This is a genomic window from Corynebacterium sp. HMSC074E01 (assembly GCF_001808885.1).
Lineage (GTDB): Bacteria > Actinomycetota > Actinomycetes > Mycobacteriales > Mycobacteriaceae > Corynebacterium.
The window spans coordinates 39,233-57,968 of record NZ_KV794825.1; the positions used below are offsets into that span (position 1 = coordinate 39,233).

The 18,736-nt window shown below is 54.1% G+C and carries 16 protein-coding genes and 1 tRNA gene; 4 read left to right on the plus strand and 13 right to left on the minus strand.

Annotated features, from left to right (window positions below; translation table 11 throughout):
• Window positions 1-7 precede the first annotated feature (7 nt).
• The 11 genes from HMPREF2537_RS03075 to wecC form a co-directional block, all read right to left on the minus strand.
• Entirely contained in the window at window positions 8-1,003 is a 996-nt protein-coding gene (locus HMPREF2537_RS03075; protein WP_070525467.1) for a Gfo/Idh/MocA family protein, read from the minus strand.
• Complete coding sequence (locus tag HMPREF2537_RS03080) at window positions 1,003-2,103, minus strand: DegT/DnrJ/EryC1/StrS family aminotransferase (protein WP_070525469.1); 1,101 nt, start codon at window positions 2,101-2,103, stop codon at window positions 1,003-1,005. Before HMPREF2537_RS03080 ends, HMPREF2537_RS03075 begins: the two co-directional genes overlap by 1 nt.
• Window positions 2,096-2,698: an acyltransferase gene (locus HMPREF2537_RS03085; RefSeq protein ID WP_070525471.1), complete on the minus strand. Its 603-nt coding sequence runs from the start codon at window positions 2,696-2,698 to the stop codon at window positions 2,096-2,098. The genes HMPREF2537_RS03080 and HMPREF2537_RS03085 overlap by 8 nt, the downstream gene beginning before the upstream one ends.
• Before the next feature lie 128 nt (window positions 2,699-2,826).
• Window positions 2,827-5,046, minus strand: coding sequence for a glycosyltransferase (locus tag HMPREF2537_RS03090; RefSeq protein ID WP_070525473.1), 2,220 nt, complete (start codon window positions 5,044-5,046; stop codon window positions 2,827-2,829).
• On the minus strand, window positions 5,047-6,057 hold the full coding sequence (locus HMPREF2537_RS03095) for a hypothetical protein (protein WP_148138130.1): 1,011 nt from the start codon (window positions 6,055-6,057) through the stop codon (window positions 5,047-5,049).
• A gap of 26 nt (window positions 6,058-6,083) precedes the next feature.
• Window positions 6,084-7,076 carry an ABC transporter ATP-binding protein gene (locus HMPREF2537_RS03100; RefSeq protein WP_083298957.1) on the minus strand — a complete coding sequence of 331 codons (993 nt, stop codon included), beginning with the start codon at window positions 7,074-7,076 and terminating at the stop codon, window positions 6,084-6,086.
• A complete protein-coding gene (locus HMPREF2537_RS03105; RefSeq protein WP_148138131.1) occupies window positions 7,060-8,040 on the minus strand; it encodes an ABC transporter permease in 981 nt (326 codons plus the stop codon). Before HMPREF2537_RS03105 ends, HMPREF2537_RS03100 begins: the two co-directional genes overlap by 17 nt.
• 71 nt (window positions 8,041-8,111) lie before the next feature.
• Window positions 8,112-10,229: a glycosyltransferase gene (locus HMPREF2537_RS03110; RefSeq protein ID WP_070525477.1), complete on the minus strand. Its 2,118-nt coding sequence runs from the start codon at window positions 10,227-10,229 to the stop codon at window positions 8,112-8,114.
• Entirely contained in the window at window positions 10,226-10,801 is a 576-nt protein-coding gene (locus HMPREF2537_RS03115) for a hypothetical protein (RefSeq protein WP_070525479.1), read from the minus strand. Before HMPREF2537_RS03115 ends, HMPREF2537_RS03110 begins: the two co-directional genes overlap by 4 nt.
• Window positions 10,802-10,822: 21 nt before the next feature.
• Window positions 10,823-12,136: a glycosyltransferase family 4 protein gene (locus tag HMPREF2537_RS03120; protein ID WP_070525481.1), complete on the minus strand. Its 1,314-nt coding sequence runs from the start codon at window positions 12,134-12,136 to the stop codon at window positions 10,823-10,825.
• A gap of 58 nt (window positions 12,137-12,194) precedes the next feature.
• The gene (wecC, locus tag HMPREF2537_RS03125; protein WP_070525483.1) at window positions 12,195-13,460 is read right to left on the minus strand and encodes a UDP-N-acetyl-D-mannosamine dehydrogenase; all 1,266 of its coding nucleotides are present in this window, start codon (window positions 13,458-13,460) and stop codon (window positions 12,195-12,197) included.
• 168 nt (window positions 13,461-13,628) lie between these two features.
• Between wecC and HMPREF2537_RS03130 the strand changes: the two genes are divergently transcribed.
• Window positions 13,629-14,516, plus strand: a complete 888-nt coding sequence (locus HMPREF2537_RS03130) for a hypothetical protein (RefSeq protein ID WP_070525485.1) — start codon at window positions 13,629-13,631, stop codon at window positions 14,514-14,516.
• Between the two features lie 8 nt (window positions 14,517-14,524).
• Here HMPREF2537_RS03130 and HMPREF2537_RS03135 read toward each other — a convergent pair whose 3' ends face one another.
• On the minus strand, window positions 14,525-15,925 hold the full coding sequence (locus tag HMPREF2537_RS03135; RefSeq protein ID WP_070525487.1) for a glycosyltransferase: 1,401 nt from the start codon (window positions 15,923-15,925) through the stop codon (window positions 14,525-14,527).
• Window positions 15,926-16,122: 197 nt separating this feature from the next.
• Between HMPREF2537_RS03135 and HMPREF2537_RS03140 the strand changes: the two genes are divergently transcribed.
• The 3 genes from HMPREF2537_RS03140 to HMPREF2537_RS03150 all read left to right on the plus strand — a co-directional run bounded on the left by HMPREF2537_RS03140 (window position 16,123) and on the right by HMPREF2537_RS03150 (window position 18,038).
• Window positions 16,123-16,195: transfer RNA gene (locus HMPREF2537_RS03140), tRNA-Asn, on the plus strand.
• A 198-nt stretch (window positions 16,196-16,393) separates the two neighbouring features.
• On the plus strand, window positions 16,394-17,548 hold the full coding sequence (locus tag HMPREF2537_RS03145; protein WP_070525489.1) for an ImmA/IrrE family metallo-endopeptidase: 1,155 nt from the start codon (window positions 16,394-16,396) through the stop codon (window positions 17,546-17,548).
• Window position 17,549: 1 nt separating this feature from the next.
• On the plus strand, window positions 17,550-18,038 hold the full coding sequence (locus HMPREF2537_RS03150; RefSeq protein WP_070525491.1) for a DUF4411 family protein: 489 nt from the start codon (window positions 17,550-17,552) through the stop codon (window positions 18,036-18,038).
• 7 nt (window positions 18,039-18,045) lie between these two features.
• On the opposite strand, the gene HMPREF2537_RS03155 is transcribed toward HMPREF2537_RS03150, so the two are convergent.
• A complete protein-coding gene (locus HMPREF2537_RS03155; protein WP_070525493.1) occupies window positions 18,046-18,708 on the minus strand; it encodes a DUF1707 SHOCT-like domain-containing protein in 663 nt (220 codons plus the stop codon).
• Window positions 18,709-18,736: the final 28 nt, after the last annotated feature.

Below are 18,736 nucleotides of genomic sequence, written 5' to 3' on the forward strand. Positions count from 1 at the left end.
TTTTCTCCTACAGGTTCATTTCCATGAGACGGCGAGTGCTTGCAGACTCCAAGACGCTTTCGATGACCTTCATGGTGTTCAAAGCTTCTTCCATCGTTACGATCTTCTTGCTCTTGCCAAGAATTGCATCGCGGAAATTCTCGTGCTCCACAGCAAGCGGCTCCCGCTTATTCAAGGCATACCTAGTAACGGTTCCCTCAGACACTCCACGGAAGTTGCTGACTTGATCCCATTCGATTGGGCCTACGCCGTTTTCGTAGTATGTCAAGTCCCCCATTACCGTTTCCGCGACCAATGCACCGTTTTCACCCACGACAACAGTCTGACGATCTTTGAATGGCGTAAGCCAATTCACAAGATGATTAACAATTACACCGTTCTCCAGTTCCCCTGCTACAGATACCATGTCTTCGAATTCGCGGCCTGCGCGATGTGCCGTAGTCGCAGAAATGCGTGCGTAATTTGAATTAGCGACCCAGGCAGTTAGGTCAATATCGTGCGTTGCGAGGTCCTTTACGACCCCTACGTCGGAGATGCGAGCAGGAAAGGGAGACTGCCGACGGGTAGATACTTGGTAGACCTCACCCAAAAGTCCTTCGGCGATCTTTTTCCGCATCTCAAGCAGAGCTGGATTGCAACGTTCCACGTAACCTACAGCACCCACCAAGTCATTCTCGGAGAATGTCTTGACCATCGTTTCAGCTTCTTCAAGCGTATTGGCCAGAGGCTTCTCAACCAGCGTATGTACGCCAGCATCAGCAAGAGCCATAGCAACGTGGTAATGGTGGGCCGTAGGTACAGCAACTACTGCTGCATCGATGTCGTGCACAAGAAGCTGCTCAACGTTTTCATAAACTGGCAGTCCCTCGGCGACTCCGAACTTATCTCCAAAAGGGTCAGCAAGCGCTACGAGGCGGGCTCCATCCAAGGACCGAACGTTTCGGACATGGTGGCGTCCCATTGAACCTAGTCCGATAACTGCATACCGCAAGATATCGCTCATTAGGCACCGGCCTTTGCTAGCTCGTTTACGGCATCCACGATGCGTTCTAGGTCGTCTTCCGACAGAGTCGGGTGCACTGGCAGAGACAAGCATTCCTTTGCCGCAGCTGCGGTTTCAGGCAATGCCAAACCTTCGGCGAAATGCTTGAGTGACTCGAGTTCGTGGTTAGGAATCGGATAATAGACACCCGAACCAATCTGATACTCGTCACGGAGAGCCTGCATAAAGCCATCCCTGTCTTCAGCTACTCGAATCGTGTATTGATGGTAGACGTGAGTAGCCTTCTCATGGACCTTCGGAACCTCTACACCTGTAATGTTGGTGCTTAGAAATTCTGCGTTCTTCTGCCGGGTAGCAGTCCATTCCGGCAACTTTTTGAGCTGGACGCGGCCAATTGCTGCATGAACATCGGTCATTCGGTTGTTGTACCCAACAACCTCGTTCCGGTAGCGTTCTTCCATTCCTTGATTTCGGTAAAGCCGTACTCTGCGGAGAAATTCTTCATCCTTGGAAGAGACAAAACCGCCTTCGGCGGAAGTCATGTTCTTGGTCGGGTAAAAGCTGAATGCACCAAACAGGCCCATCGTTCCGACGAACTTCCCGTCCCAAGTTGCCATGTGGGCCTGTGCACAGTCTTCAAGGAGAAGAACATCGTGCTTTTGCGCTAGTCCAAGGAGCCCCTCCATGTTCGCGGGATGACCATAAAGGTGTACTGGCATGATCGCCTTCGTACGGTCGGTAATCCTTGTCTCCACGTCCTTAGCGTCAAGAGTAAAGTACTCATCGATGTCGGCGAACACAGGCTTCGCGCCCGTCGCTGCGACAGAGTTAGCAGTCGCTGCAAAGGTAAAAGACGGCACAATTACTTCATCCCCTGGGCCAATTCCCGCGGCTAACAATCCGAGGTGCAGTGCCGAGGTACCTGAATTCACTGTTACGCCAGGGACCCCATTCAAAGCATCTTGAGAAAACTCTTCCTCAAATCGAGACGTTTCAGGCCCTTGGGCAATCATTCCGCTCAGCAGAACACGATCTACTGCTTCGCGCTCTTCATCACCAACAATGGGTTTTGCAGCAGGAATAAAACTCTTATCAGTCATTTTTAACTTTCAACTCTCCGTCTAGCACAATGTATTTTTGCCCAGTCTTGGGGCACGTAAAAGTACTCTCTTTGCCTTCAACAGGTACCAGCTTGTGGCCAGCCTTACCCACCCAACCAATCTGTTTGGCCGGAGTTCCAGCGACCAAGGCAAACGCTGGTACGTCTTTGACCACAGTTGAGCCCGCAGCAACCAGCGCCCAAGGACCAATTTCAACTGGAGCCACCAAAACGCTTCTGGCTCCGATAGCTGCACCCTCACGTACCGTCACGCCAACTGGTTCCCAATCGCTCGCGCTCTTCAATGAACCGTCTTCATTAATCGCTCGAGGATATTGATCATTGGTTAGAACTACTGCCGGCCCGATAAACACACCATTTTCCAGCTTTGCCGGCTCATAAACAAGTGCTAGATTCTGAATCTTGCAATTGTCACCTATTTCGACACCTTCGCCAATATAGGCGGCCCGCCCGACAATGCAGTTTTTTCCGATCTTGGCGTTTTCTCTCACCTGCACTAGGTGCCAAATTGAGGTCCCGTCGCCGATTTGCGCATCAACCGAAACCTCAGCCGATTCAACGATACGTGGAGCCACAGTTCTCCCTACTTTTCATCTTGCTTTCGTCCCACAGCAACGCCATTTACGCCTAGGCGTTGGGATAACATCATAGTAGTACACGGAAGCATTCGATTCTTCACGAGCTACCACTTCGCATGCGGAGTTCATATTTTAGGAACGTTCCCTTTCAGCTCCGAGACTAGACTAGCGGTCTGGTTCCCTGCCAAGAGATTCTCCCACTGGGGTGTGATTGCCTTAATATCCCACTTCTTTGCAAAATCCCTCACTGAACTGCCGTTCGTTTCGAAGTTTTTGCGGTCACAATTTTGGAGGATTCTCTCTATACGAGTCTCTTGAGTCCAACCTGCCGCGTGCTCACCAAAAACTTCGGATACTCCCTCCCGCTCCCAAAAAACGGGTATGGTTCGTGCCGCCATGCCTTCGGCAGGTGCAAGGTGAAAGCTCTCTATTTCACTTGGAGACAAAATATAGCCAATTCCGCGATACCAAGAAGCAATATCTGCGCTGAAAGGGTCGAAAGTTACGTGCACTTGGAGTGCTTCACTTCGTGCGATGCGTTCAAAGAAATCTAGGTAGAGCTGCTTTTCGACTGGGTCATTCCACACGTGCGGATACTCCCAGGGCATGCGCCCTTTAATCCGCAATGTATACCGCTTGTCAATGGATGCCAGTTCTTCAATAAGATCGAGTGCTCGGTCAGGACGCTTAAGAAACGGAACCAATCCCACAAGCCCCAATGTGAATTGAGCGTTCGCGTTCTTTGGCCGGTCAAAGTCGAGCGTGTCTACGGTGTTGGGCAGAACCATTGTTTTTTCTCTCAGCAATCCGAAACGCTCAATAGCTTGGGTGCGGACCCAATCTGAGACGAACACCAGCGTTTCTACGTTCTCCCAGTTGACCTCTCGCATCCAAGGACCATTAAGCTCAAACCTATGTAGCCTAGAAATCAGTCGTGTTCCGTCTGGGAGGTTGTTCGAGTACCACGCGAGAGAAGGGCCAGCCCACTCACAAAAGACCACATCAGCCCATTCGGCAAGTTCTTGGCTCACTGCGGCATCATGGGCATGCAACGTTGCCCACTGATCTTGGCGAACCTCAAACAGTGGATTGCGAACTAGAAAATCCATAAGCTCTCCCATGAATTTCAGGTCGTGAGAGGCCACTACTACACGGCAAGAATTTACCCCTTGGCTTCTCGCGGCGTCGGAAAGCGCACCCGCTCGCTCAAAGTACTCCTTAAAACGAGCTCGGGCTTGTCCCATGGAAAAGTACTCGCTTGCTTGCTTTGCGCTTTGCCGTGCCAAATCCATGTGGGAGAGGCCTTGGGCTATCTTGGCGGCAACCATGTCAATGGAGTCATCGGCGCGTACGAAAAACGGGTAATCGTCACCCCAGAGCTGTTGATGATCCTCGGTTTCATTAATAATCGGTACTGCACCCGCTGCACTGTATTCCAGTGCTTTTGTTGACACTTCAAGGCTTGAATCAAGTTCTGCGGTGCGCCATCCAAATCCTAGATCCGCCTTTTTGATTTTTTCAATGGACTCAGTACGTGGAAGAGCACCATGCCATGTTACTCCGCTCTCAGGATCCGCGGTTGCTTCCTCCAGCGCGCTGCGCATCTTTCCAACCCATCGGGGGTCATCCTTTGCCTTGTTAAACTTTGCGCCGACTACGTCTAAGTGAGCATCAATTCCGAGTTCCTTTAGTGCGCTCGGCAGCTTCAACATCTCAAGCGTCCGCCATTCTCGTGCAAGCTTCCCTGCGTAAACAATTCTTACGGCTTCTGATTCTGCTCTCTGGATGCTGCTTTCATCGACAAAAGCGTAATCAGGCACCATTGGAGGAATCAATAAGACTTTGCCGGCTGCTTCCGGAACTAGTGCTTCCCAGTAGGAGCGGGCTGCCTCTGTCTGTGCAAAAATCCTGCGCGAATGCTGCGCGATATGCTTCAAACGTTGGGTATTCGTGGGTGACAGCTTGCTTGGCGGGAATGGAAGATCGGTTACGTACGCCCAAAGCTTCGGAGATATCTTTTCATTCGAGCAGAAATCATAAGCAGCCTGAGCCCCTCTGACGACAACGGCCGAAGCATCTGTCTGTTCGGTGAGTCTTTCAACTAGATGGGTTGCTTCCAGTGTGTTCAACGCAGCATCATGTGCAATGCCTTTTGGTTCGTGCAAGTAGATGTTGTCGAAACCATCAACCGCTTCCAACAATGCACGGTTTTGTGGAAAATTCTTTAACTGTATATGAACCTCATCGAACACTCTGGCCAGCGCTTCGGAGACCGACATCAACCAGATGGAGGAGCCATCAATAGCGTTGGAATTTACATCGCCGTAGACAACGATTGAGCTCATTTATGACTCTCCTTTATCCGTAAGGTTGAGGCCAGCTTCTTTGCGAGGCAATGTCTCGACTTGGAGCAATGCTTGGATTACCGGCGCATGAATATCGCCTTCCCAGTCCCATGTCGCAGAGTCACCGCGTACCACTACCGTAGCTTGGCTACGAAGCTCATCCGTGAAGTGGTTTGAAGCGTCACTGGCTAAAACGACAACTACCGCTCCGTTCTCTTTTGCCTTTGTTATGTGCTCGAGAAGACTGAAGAATGCAGTGGTCTTTTGCGTGGACAAAAGGCCCGACCATAAGCCATTTTCAAACTGGTTTTCGTCCACAACAAGATAGCTGGCATCTGGATCAGGCTTTCCCAGAAAGTGCGGCGCGCGGATTCGACTTACTCGCGCGACTTCGCGCAGGTCTTCCTCCACGCTGGCGGGTCCAATAAGTTCGACTTTTCGCGTCCATACCTCAGACGGGGCGTTCATGAGGATATACAGCACGTCGGAACTATCCTCAGTCATCTCCTGATCGGCTGCGATACGTCCAGCAGTGTGCGCAGCCGGGCGCGCGATGATGTGCGACGCTGGAATGGTGGCCGGCGCGAAAACACTATGGAGCTGTCGTCCTTGGCTCTTTTCCTTTTCAGTAATGCCTGCTGTGAGTGTGTTCAATGCTTGGCGTTCTGCCAATCGATTCTGTTCTTGTGCAGTGTCAACCAAGCGCTTGACTTGGTTTTCAAGACGAGCGCTACGGCGAAGAGAATCCTTAATCATTCCCTCTGCATGCTTCCGCGCTGAAATCGACATTGCAGCAAAAAAGACACCTAACAGTGCTGTGCCAACAAGCAATGCACGACTAGCAAGGCCCCCACCCACCACAATGCCAGCGATAAGCAGCACACCGGAAGCGGCAGCCAAGAGAGTCAGTCCCCGTCCGCGGCGAAAGAAATCTAGCCTCATGAAAGTCAATCCTTTGTGTGTAAGAAAGTTGTTAAATACATGCTGCACACGACGCCAGATGGTTTTCACCGGCACGACTCTGTACGCTTCGCATCCTACTTTTCACCGCCGAGTGGCTTCTCGAGGAGCACCATAGGTGGCCGGTAAGCAGCCATGACTTCTGCGAGAAAGTCGTGCGCAGGCTGCTTATCTTCCCTACCCATAAGTTTTGCCCATTCGTGATACTGTCCCGCCACTGCATCCGTTGAGCCATCAGCGATGATACGTCCCTTTGAGATCCAGATCGCGCGGTTGCAGTTGTTCTCAATTTCCTTGATGGCGTGCGAAACCAAGAACAAGTTTCCGGCGCGCTCAAGGAGCTCGTGCATTCGGGCGCTAGCCTTTGCACCGAAGGCGGCGTCACCAGTGGACAGGGCTTCATCAATCATGAGGATGTCTGGCCTCACTGCTGTCGAAATTGCGAAAGACAAGCGTGCTGACATACCGGACGAATAGGTCTTCATTGGTCGTTTGATCGCATCACCGAGTTCGGTCCACTCCGCGATCTCAGGGATTTGCGCTCTTGCGTCGGCAGGACTCATTCCCAGAGCCAAGCACCCCAGGTAGATATTGTGCTCCCCGGACAGATCTGGCTGAAGAGCCGGGGACACGCCCATGAGCGTGGGCTGGGAGCGCGTCAGAATCCGCCCCGATGTTGGAGCTAAGCCTCCGGCAATCATGCTCAACAGAGTCGATTTTCCTGAACCATTGAGGCCAATAATGCCGATCGATTCACCGGGTAGCGCGATGAGCGAAGCATTAACGATTGCATTAACGACAGTTTTTCCATGGCTCACGCGAGTCATACTCGCATCAGAGGAGCGGCCCTGACTAATCACGTAGCGCTTGGACACGTTGTCTACGACAACGTTCGCTCGCTCCACGTAATTGATATCGAGGTCAGATTGCGACTGCGCTGGTGGTTCGGCGACAGATGGTTCTTCTATAAAGCCTTCCCGCGATTGGTCCTCGCCTTTCTCATCCGTGACCTTCTTTTTCGTTTCGAGGTACTCACCAGGTGCTGCAGGCAACTTAGACGAGTCGAACATACTTATCCTCCGCCCTCCAGAAGAAGATAAAACCAAGCACAAAGGCTCCTACGCTCCAGGCCACAAGCTCTCCCCAGGTCGCGAGACTAGGTGCGGTACGATAAATCGAAGCATCACGCACTGCCGTAAGGAAGATGTAGCACGGATTGGCCGACATGACCTGGTGAACAGCTGAATGCTCAGCGAACCTATCGATGGAAAACATCACACCGGATAAGAAGAAGAGTCCGCGGCTCACAAGACCCAGAATGGTTTTTGCTTCAGGAATCTGGGCTGTAAGGCGCGCCGTGATCATCATAAGCCCGCAACCAAAGATGTGGATCAACACAAACAGCGGAACTACGAGTATCAATGTCCATGAAGGCCACGTTCCCCACTGAAAAAGGAAAGCCGCTAACAACGCCACCATGGCTGGTAAGACGTTATCGATCATTGACCGTAGAGTCGTCGAGAAAGGGATAGATGCACGTGGAAACTGGAACGCGCGGATCATGGAGCGCGAGGATTGCATGAGGCTGATGCCAGAGTTCATCAGCCCCGTCATCATCGACATAAAGATAATGCCGATAAAGAGAAAGCCAATGAAGTTCTCAATGCCCCTGGAGGTTTTCAAGAGTATGCCGAAAAGGAACCCGTACAGAGCTACATCAAAGAGCGGGTTGAGAACGAGCCATAACTGCCACAGACGGTAATCACGAGTGGTTCGCAGTGCCTTTGCCCGAGCATCCGCAGTAATGAAGAAACGGCGTGCCCACAGCTGCGAAATGTACTCACGCAGCGTCGGGCGTGTAGCCAAGGGGTGGAGCCCCTCTGGGTTTACTATCTGCACCCGGCCCTCATGCCGGGCAACCTGGGCATTGAGCTCTTCAACTCCGCGTTGTGCAGTTTTGGAGCTTCGCCATTTATGGCGTGCCACATGCATCAGCCCTTCCATTCCTTCATCGGTTTTCGAGTGATATGACACCAGTGTGTCCACTCTCGGCCTATCAAAGGAAGCGCCTACTTCACGCAGACCGAGTTTTACTAACGAGTATTCTACTCAGACTTCCCAAGAAGTTCGTCTAGCACCGTGCCTGCCTGTGCAGAATCACCCGAAGCCGTGCAGTACGTCAACGGTAACTTAGATAGCGGCGAGTCTTCGACCACGATGCCCCACACGGCTGTTCCGCTCCCAGCGTAATCGGCGTATTTCGAAGGCAAGAATGGATTGACACTGAATGCTGTTCCCACCGTGTCGGTGTCATTGACCACCAAGACGTCAAAATTCGTGGAAACGTTAAGAAACTCCAGATAGGGAACGTAACCGTTGATCCGGACACTGCCAGCTGCTGGATTCCCCCACAACTGCCGTCTCAGTTTTTCCGGATTCGAGGTGAAGATGTGCAGGACGAACTTCTCGCGTTGTGGATGTTCCGCAAGCGCGGTCAAGACATCTCCTATTCCGCGATTGGCGTAGAAATTTCCGAAGTAAGCAATGTTGATGCAGTCTGGGGCAAGGGCATAGTCCGCCTCCACCAAGTGGTACATTTCCGCTGTCGGGACAGCATGGTGACGGATCGTCGATTTCTCGCGAACGAAAAATTGAAATTCCTCCGTATAGCGCTCCAGCATCACCTGCCGTTGATTGGCATTGGTGAAAATCACCTCATCTGCATAAAGAAGGGTGACAAGCTCGGTGAGCTCGAAGTGAGTTGTGTACGAGAGTCCCGACCAGTTGGAGCGCTCAACCATCTTCCGCAGGTGATGAGTTGTCATACCCCTCGTTAGCTCGCCCGGACGGGGCGTGCCGTCCACACCAACGCTCAAAGGGTCGGAGAATTCTGCTTCCCATCGCGTCCCCGGGTGCTTGTCTTTGAACAGGGCAGCGGCGACGTGGGAGCCAGACCATAGGGCGCGGGAGTACACCGACTCATAGCCGCCTTGTCTTCTAGCCCGCTTGCTTGCTTTGCGTGCCGCCTGGCGTGCGTAGGAGCAAATCGCGCCCCAATGCGCAAAAGAGGGCACGACATCGATCTCCTCGGCATGGATAAGGTAGGGATCGACAATCAACCTGGTTGAATCGTCACGTCCGCGGACGCGCCGCATGTTGGCATAGAAGACGTCAACAAGCTCTGCGTCATTCCGGATCACCTTCGCCGTCACATTGGCTGAGGTGTCCGCGTAGGGAGGAAAGCAATATGAAAACACCAGGCGGCTAGCCCTTTCATGGCGGAGGTTCTCCCAATTCAAACCTGGAACGCCGACATCTACGGCGGTGTCAATTGCGCGCTGCACCTCGCCCGGGTGTGCTGTGAGATAGTTCTCCACGAAACCGAACTGGGCGTGCTCAAGCTTTTCTAGTGCTCGCTGCTTGCTGTTTGCTTCCTCGATGTCTCGGAGCTTGGCAATGCATTCCAGACGCTGCACCACGTTGAAATCGAAGCTCTCACGTTGGCGTGAGACCGAGTCAGGGTGAATTGAGCGCACATAGGCAGCCCCCTCCCCCACCTGTGGGGTGCGAAGAAGCAGTCCTGGGCGGCTGAGAAAGTTCGCGAAATACGCCACATCCTCTCCGGAGCGGAGTGACTCATCGTAGCGGTAGCGCTGAGCTAGTGCGGTCGGAATGATTTTGCTGGCATTGAAGCCAAGCGCCCACGGCGCGGCGGCAACTGGAACCGCCGTACCGCGCAACGTCGTGATGCGGGCGTTGAGGGAGTTGTCCTGGGTGGACGCCCCGTCGGTGGTGTCGACGATGGGCAAGAGAATAATAGCGCCGTCGTCGGCATTCTCAAGGCCAGTTTCGAGATACTTTGGTTGAAGGGTGTCATCGTCATCAAGAAAAGCGATGAAGCGGCGGCTTGCGGAGGCAATTCCAAGATTACGGGCGCGCCCGGCACCGGGAGCCAGGCTGCGTAGCACCCGAATGCTTAGCTCTGGGAAGCGGCTGGCCAAGCTGTCGCGCAATGCGATCTGCATAGCCTCTCCGCTGGCAGCAGCGACTCCTTTACCGTTGAGGGTGATGAGAACCTCGATGAGGTCTTTTCTCAAGCTCTGTTCCGCAAGGGAGGCAAGAGCAGAACCGAGGCTTGTGGCTGCAATTTCTTCTGTCATCTCTGATGCGTCGGCGACAAAGGATGGGATGACCACGGATACGCCAGGCAAAAGGTTGTTCATCGGATCTTCTCCAGAATCTTGTACAGCACAATCACCACAGAACCCGGAAGGTACTTCTTGAGTGGCTTAGCCAATGGGGTGATACGAGAGATCACAAGGCTTCTCAATGACACCTCAGGGGCAGCGACACCGGGGGATTCGGTGAATTCTACCGGAGCTGTAGCAGCCTTAAGCCCCTGCACCCAGTCCTCGCACGAGCGGTCGTGCTCGGTAGCAGGACCGATGCAAACCTGTATCCAGTTCATGGTGAGACGGCTACCTGTAATCGACAGATCGTGGCTGTCTTGCGCCAGCGCTATCTGCTGGAGCCGCGCCGTATCCGCCCGCGGGGCCCAATACTCAACGTGGCGATTCTTCGCCGCATAATCGCGGAGGATGGGCAAAGCCTCATTAGCATCGGTATCGACGAGAACGAGCGGGAGCTCAGCGACATCAGAGAGCTGTTCCGCGGCAAAGCAGAACGTCACTGGGGATGTAGCCGGTGGGAAAGAAAAAGGTTGTTCGGAGGACTCCAACAACATGGCATAGGCGGAGTCCAACGGCTGAAACCCGTCAAGAGAAGATATGCGCATCGGTGAACCTATTCTCCTGGCCTATGGCTCTTCGTGCTGGTTGTTCACGGCATAGACGATGTCCAGGAATGCTTCAGGGACAACCTCATCGCGCTGGGTGGCGACCCACTCGCGCCCGGAAGGAGAAACGGTGAGCTTCGAGCGGTCGCCGATAAGCGCAGCCCAAGCCTCAGCGAGTGCTTCCGGGTTCTCCGGAGGAACGACGACCCCCGCGCCGAGCTCTTCAATGAGACGTGCTGCCTCGCCTTGGACCACCGCAGTGGTGTGAACACCCAAGGACATCAGCTCATAGGTCTTCGACGGAACCGTGCGGTTGAGCGGCTCCCAATCAGTCAAGTGCACTAGGGCAGTATCGGCCCACTCGTAGATGTTCTGAAGCTCATCGGCGGGGACTCGATGCTCAATGGTTGCGTTGATATCCAGGGATTCAATCGTGGCCTTGGTGGCGTGCCAGGTTGCTCCATCGCCTACGATGCGAAGGTTGATGTCGTAACCACGGTCTTGTGCAATCTTGACTGCCTTCACGGCATTGTCGATCTTCTGCGCGCGTCCTACTGTGCCGGCGTAGAGGACATTCAGTTCTTTGGAAGACTGCTGTCCTTTGTCGCTGGCGATGAACTCGGTCTTGGGCGGAAAGACGTTACGCACCGTCCGGATGCGACGAGCACCCGCCGCTCCCCTACTGACATCGTCCTGTTCCATGTGCTCAGTGAGGTCCTGTGAGGTCGTCATGATGCCATCAGCGTGGTGCAGGGCGCGATTCATGGCGCGCTCGGTGAGCGCCGTGAGCAGTTGGAAGGGCCCCTTGGTCAGGACAATCTCACGAATAGAGCGTTTGCCTGTTCCTGAATTCCAGTCGCCTTTTTCTTTCAGCAGCTCCGGCCACGCATCACGGAGATCGATGATGTAGGGAGTGTGGAGAATTCTGGCAACGAACTGCGTAACGACAGCCGTGGGAAGGGCCGGGACGGTGCCGATAACCAGATCTGGTTTGAAGCTCTTGAGCTGCTTGCGCTTAGTCGCTTGCATAAACAGCATTGAGCCAGCTACTGAGGCCTGGTTAAGGATGCGGTGCGTCAGCGAGGGACCAGCTGGAAAGAAACCGGAGCGCAGAATCTTTTCGCCGGAGTTTCCGGTTTCTAGCTCGTTCGCACCAAGGATATTCTTCCGCGAGAACCACTGCTTGAGCCCGAGGCGGCGCTGATAATGCGGTGGTGGCGCAATGACGAGGACTTCATGCCCGGCCTGGACAAGGATTTTGGACAACCATGACCAGCGGCGCTGCGGAACTCCGTTCTCGGGAGCCCAGTATTGAGAGAGAACGAGAATCCTCACGCTTCGTGCTGCCTCCTGGCTTTCAAGTGATGGTGAGTGGCTAGTCTAACCGCTTAATTTAGCGCCAAATGCCCTTGGTATCGATGATTGTCTTGCCGCCGAGCAGAGATTGATCAAGCTCGACGAACTGTCGGTGGTTGACCAGAAGGAGGACGACGTCGGCTGCTGCAATGGCTTCCTCCGTGTCCTGCTTTGTCAGGTTTGAAAGGTTGCTCAGCACCGGTGGCAATGCCTCCACGTTGGGCTCGACAACGCGGATATCTAGCTGCGGGTTATCAACGCCGAGGCGTTTGACGATTTCGAGGGACGGCGATTCACGCAGGTCATCGATATCGTTCTTGAAGGCAATACCGAGGGCAGCAACAACAGGATTCTCCTTGTCTTCAAGTGCCTTGAGAACTTGGTCGATGACCCACTGTGGCTTTCCGTCATTGACGTTGCGCGCCGTTTGGATGAGTCTTGCTTCTTCGGGTGCAGCGGAGACGATGAACCACGGGTCAACGGCGATGCAGTGTCCACCCACGCCTGGCCCGGGCTGCAAGATATTGACGCGAGGGTGGTGGTTGGCCAGCTCAATGAGCTCCCAGACATCAATTCCAAGGCGGTCACAGATGAGGGAAAGCTCGTTAGCAAAGGCGATGTTGACATCGCGGAAGGAGTTTTCCGTGAGCTTTGCCATCTCAGCGGTCGTGGCGTTGGTGAGAAGCAGGTCTGCGGTGCAGAAGGTGGCGTAGAGGTCACGGGCAAGCTGAGCACCCTTCGGAGTCAGACCGCCAATGACGCGGTCATTGTTCTCCATCTCCTCCATCATCTTGCCGGGAAGAACGCGCTCCGGGCAGTGGGCGACAAAGATGGCGTTCTCATCCTCGTCATTGAGGGACAGGTCAGGGCGCAACTCAATGAGATGCTTGGCCATATCCTCCGTGGTTCCAGGAGGTGAGGTGGACTCGAGCACTACAAGTGCACCGGGTTTCAGGTAAGGAGCAAGCGCTTCGGATGCCGCACGAATGTACTTGATGTCTACGCTGTGGTCCTCACGAAATGGAGTGGGAACGCAGACAATGTAGGCATCGGCATCGACCTGTTCCGTCTGGGCCGCTAGCGTTCCGTCCTCGACGACTCTTGCAAGCAGCTCCCCGAAGCCTGGTTCGAAGAAAGGCACCGTGCCGGCGTTGATGCTGTCTACAGCATCCTGATTCACGTCGATGCCGACTACTGGGATCCCCTTGGAAGCTATGAACGCGGCGGTGGGAAGGCCGATGTAGCCAAGGCCAACGACGCTAACCTTGCCAAAGGAACGGGAATCAGTTGTGTTCGGAACCATGTCCGCCTTTCTATTAATTCGCTGCTAAATACGGTAGCACGGTGACGGTTACCGGCTTGCGGTCGAATGGGTCGATGTCGGTGTTTTGTCTCAGCCCATGCTTCATTCCTGTATCCCCTGAGTGAGCGTTTCCCAGGTGTGCTGCGTGTGCGACTACAGTAGGCGGCTATGGCACTGAGGAGAAACTACGCGCGCTACGGCGCTTCAACGACTTTTTTCGACTCTGTCGAGGAGTTTCTCAGCTCCCCCGTGCCCGCTAGCTCTTCCGAGGAAGCTGAGGCGATTTCGATTCGCTACGGCGCTGCGTTCATGGATTTGCTCGTTGAGGATCGCGGCGCCGATACCACGATCGTGTTGTTTCACGCGGCGATCAACCTGGCGAAGGCCACTCTTCCTGTCTTCATTGGAAGGCAGATGGTTGAAGGCGTTGACGCGAACGTGGTGTACATCTCCGATCCATCACTCGACCGAGGCACAAATATTGGATGGTTCACAGGGGATGAGACGCGACCATTTCAGAAAGACCTCACTTCCTGCTTGACTCATATTTTCGCTAGCTTTTACCCTGATGTGCCTATCGAGGACCTAGGGAAGAAGGCTATCTTCTTTGGGGCATCAGCCGGTGGATTTGCTGCGCTATACTTTTCGCGCCGCTTTCCCGGTTCATTGGCTGTAGTCTCAAACCCCCAAACCCATATCGGGCGTTACCTTGAGCCGCAGGTAAAGGCATACCGCAGAAAGTGCTGGAGCAGCCGAAAGCTTTCCGAGACCACCATGACCTTCGACTTGGTCACTGAATATGGCAAGGGTTTCGATAACTACGTGGCTTACCTTCAGAACGAGGATGATGAGCTACATTACACCCAACACTATCTGCCGTGGTCCAAGGCCGTGGCAGAGCGCACACAGCAGTGGAGGCTTCTCCTCGGGGATTGGGGCGAAGGTCATGCCCCTGCCCCACAAATGCTTCTCACCGGAATTCTCGGCTACGCAGCATCACTAGCTGGCGATTGGGAGCAACTCTTCGAGGACGAGGTGTTTGCCAGCTCAGACTAGGGCCGCCCCTAGTTGCGTAGCTTCTTGTTCAGCTGGTCCAAGCGCGCGATGACTTTATTGGCACGGTCTTCCCCAAGAACGCTGCGCACGTTAGCCACGATGCTCATCCGATTCTGATAAACGCTGTCGATAGCTTGGTCAAATAGGCCACGCACGCCTTGGCTTCGTGCTGATTCCCAGTCCTCGATGCTAACGAAACGCGCCTTCCCACCTCGAAGTTGCGTGACAATCTTTGCGACCCGAACTCCCTCGGCTCGCTCGCTTTGTGCCAGAATCCGGAAGCCACGAAGGACGTAGCCGTGCTCCAAATGAAGGCTCACCAGGGTCCGAAAGGTTCCGCTCTCCGTCGGAACGTACGCGAAATGCCCGATGCTGGGGTTATTGGAGGCAGCAAACCCCTCGACTGTCTTGTAAGAGGAAACGCGTCGCCCACGGGAATCCTCGATCCACAGGCTCACAAGGAGCTCATTATCAAGTTCCCACTCTGATTCTCCGTGGATGACAAAACTGACGTCCCCGCTGGCGGGCTGCAGAAGATAGTGCTGACCACCGCCAACGGTGTCGTCGATGCTCAGCGGCGTGCTTGTGCGCTGCATCTGATTGGCCACCGTGGGAAAGCCCGCCTCAAGGGCGGCGACATCCGTGAAAGGTGGGAAGGCTGCCATGTTCTCCATGAGGCGTGCCATGACCACTCCTGGTTCATGACGCATGGCGTTGTCCTGACCTGTATGGATCGCCCGTATGTAGCCCACCTTGGAGGCATCCAAAATCACTGGCGTATAGCGATCTGATTTGTCGTGCGGTCCGCTCTGGGGTTCCACGACGGTGCCGTCTTCCTCCACGGAGCAGATGGACATCAGACCCATCGAGTTCATAGGTGTGTGGGCTTCACGCAGGTGGAAGAACTGACCATCCGCATAGACCGCCTCAATGCCGAGCGGCATGCTGACGAGCATTCCTTCAAACTCGGGTTTGATATAGGGCGCTGTGGCTTGGAAATAGTGAGAGGACAAGACGTCATCGTCATCTAGCCGGTAGCGCCCAAACGTGCCCTTAAACCCGATTCCTTGGACGTAGCGGCGCACTGCAGTCCATCCGCTATCACCATCCGGAAGCTCATCGAGGTGCACTATGTCGAAGCTGTCCGCTGCCTCCTGCAGCTGCTCCTTAAAATTCTGCGGTAAGGACTCAGAGAAGGAGACAACGTGCTTCACGTCGAAACCTTCGGCGGCCTTCGCAAGTGTTGGCACGGTGTGATTGAGGAAAATGTCCGTGCGCAACGACAGGCGTGCATCGTCGTAGAGGTAGTCGCGGTACTCGTCTTCCGAGAACCCGGACTCCTCGTTGCTCGCACGCCACGACGCCGAATCGGGGACGAAGAGACTAAAGCGAGTGTGTCCAACGAACATGAAGAAACCTCTACCTCTTCCCTGCGAGTGATATCTGACGGACAGTCTAGCTTTGCTTGGGCACAGGCTTGAAAGATGCCACACTGGACCACTTGAAAAAGCGTTCTGCGCTGGCGATTTGTATTGAACACCGCAGACCTTATATAGTTACATCTCGTTGCAGCGAGCAAGCCTTTGTTCAAGCAACCCACACACATTCCTCCATAGCTCAGTTGGCAGAGCATTCGACTGTTAATCGAAGGGTCACTGGTTCGAGCCCAGTTGGAGGAGCACATAAATCACCCCTACCGACCTGCTTTTATGCTATCTGGTGGGGGTGCTCTCGTTTTCAAATGTCCCCCGGTTGGCCCCAACGGCCTCGCAAACCCGTGCTTGCCCTCCAAGCTTCCACTAAGCTGTACCCATCACAACGAAGTGCCCCATCCACAACGTAACAAGCTTTCAAGCAGCAGAAACCTAAGAGGGACAATGACGACAGTACGAGTGACCATTGAGCCGGCTGTGCTCGATTGGGCAATTGAACGGACTGGTCTGAGCCTCGACGAGCTGGTGAAGGATTTTCCGCGGATTAGGGAATGGGTTGAAAATACTTCGCTGCCAACTTTGAATCAGGCGCAGGACCTCGCCAAGAAAGCTAAGATTCCTTTCGGCCGTCTTCTCCTGCAATCCCCGAGCGAGCCTAGGATTTCCGTTCCGGATTTTCGGACGGTTCGAAACCTCTCCCTTGAGACTTTCAGCCCGAACCTTGAGGAAACCTTGGCTGCTTCGGAATCCCGCCTTGATTGGTACGCCGATTTCGCCAAGGAAGAGGGCATCGATGGTCCTCCTTTCCTTGGAAGCGCTGATGCGAGTAACAGACCAGAAGCTATAGCCGCTCGAACAAAAGAAGTCCTCGGGCTCGCCGTAGACACTTTTCTACACGGCCCTGACAAAGTGAAGACTCTCTGTTCGGCTCTTGAGGACTCAGGTATTTTGGTGTCTCGCAATTCAATTGTCGAAAGCAGCACCACCCGTCCGCTGAGCATCGATGAGTTTCGTGGATTCACGCTTATCCAAGCACCCTATGCTCTGATATTTATCAACACCCGCGACAGCAAGACAGCCCAACTTTTCAGCCTTTCGCACGAACTAGGACACGCGGTTCTAGGCCAACCGGGAATCTCAGATCACGGGGAAAGCCGCGATATTGAGCGTTGGTGTAATCGATTTGCTGCAAGTTTCCTTGCCCCAGCTCAGGTCGTCTTGAGCACGGTTTCGCCAAGTGATTCCTCATTCGATAGCGTCAAAACTCTTTCCCGCAAGTCAGGGATGAGCCAAGAAGCTGCTCTGTGGAGACTGGTGCACCTCAACGTCATTGATAGGAGTGAGGCTTCCACACTCCTTCCTCTCGTTGCGTCGCAACCGACCCAAGCCACGGATTCCTCATCAAATAAAGGCGGCCCGGCGCGGCACCGTCTGGTGAAAGCCCGTGTGGGAACTCGATTCTTCGATGCCGTAACCTATGCGACTGTTGCAGGCAAAATTCCGCAGAAAGAAGCTGCTCAACTCCTTGGAGCTGCAACTGCTGACAGCCTAAGTAAACTTATTGCGCACTCCCCTTCTGCTGAATGGAGGGCCAGTTAGCGTGTATTTGATCGACACGAACTTTATCGGGACAGTGGCATCTGTCTATCCACGCGATGTGTTTCCCTCTTTGTGGGTTCAGCTTGAAGAGCCGATTTTCAGGGGTGATTCCTATTTCCACAAGACCGTCGATAAGGAAATGAAAGAGTGGAAGGATCCAACTCTCGATTGGTATCTGAAACACATAGATACGCAATACATCGTGAGCACTGACGCCAATGAGCTTGCGCTATATACGGATGTGGTTCGCTGGGTCGCGGACGAACGTCAACCACGCTACAAGGACAGAGCTGTCAACGTGTTCATGGACGCAGCGGATTCGTGGTTGATAGCTTCCGCTCTCAGGCACGACGCAACGATTGTGACTAATGAGGTGCGCGCAGCCCCTGATTCACGGAAACACGTCAAGATCCCTGATGTGGCCGATCATTTTGGGGTGAGCTGCATCGACCTTCTTGCTTTTCTAAGAGAAATGGAAATCAGAATTTAGCTGACTCCTACCGCTTCACCACGTGCACATCTACCCCGCCAAACAGGCTGAAGCAGTTCACCACTACTTCAGGGGCGCTGGCAGGCAGGTCTGCGGGGTCGATGGCGCCACGTTCGACCTTGATGTCATGTCCTCCAAAGAGGCCGACGCCGTTGACACGAACGCGGAATCCTTCCGGGACCCAAACATCGACGCCGCCGAATACCCCGACCGCTTGGATTGTCGTAACGTGTTCTTTGAGGGAGGCGCCACGAAGATCTACATCGGTGCCACCGAAGATTCCCATCGTGGTGTGATGAGCAGCGATCGGAATGCCCCGCACGGTGCTACCGCCAAAGATACCCAGGGAGAGCCCCTGCGCCCCCTGTGTAGAGGGTTCAATTTGGGCTAGGGCCCGGTCAACAGCGGTTGATGTATCACCGTTGGTGGTCTTGACATCTTTTGGCCGTTGACGTGCTACCTGGTGGCTGCCGAACAAGACTTGTTCTGGGGCCTCGATAAGGTCAGCGACAAGGTCAACCAACTCGCCACGAGTCGTGGCATCAGCACTACGGCTGGAGCGCACCTCGAATTCGGTGACGCTGAGCTGGCCTACCGACATCGCATCCGCCAACACCTGTGAAGCGGTGGTGCGCTCAGAGTTCGTGCATTTGATGTCTCGTGATTCCATGTCTTGATTTTACGTGGAAGCACGCATT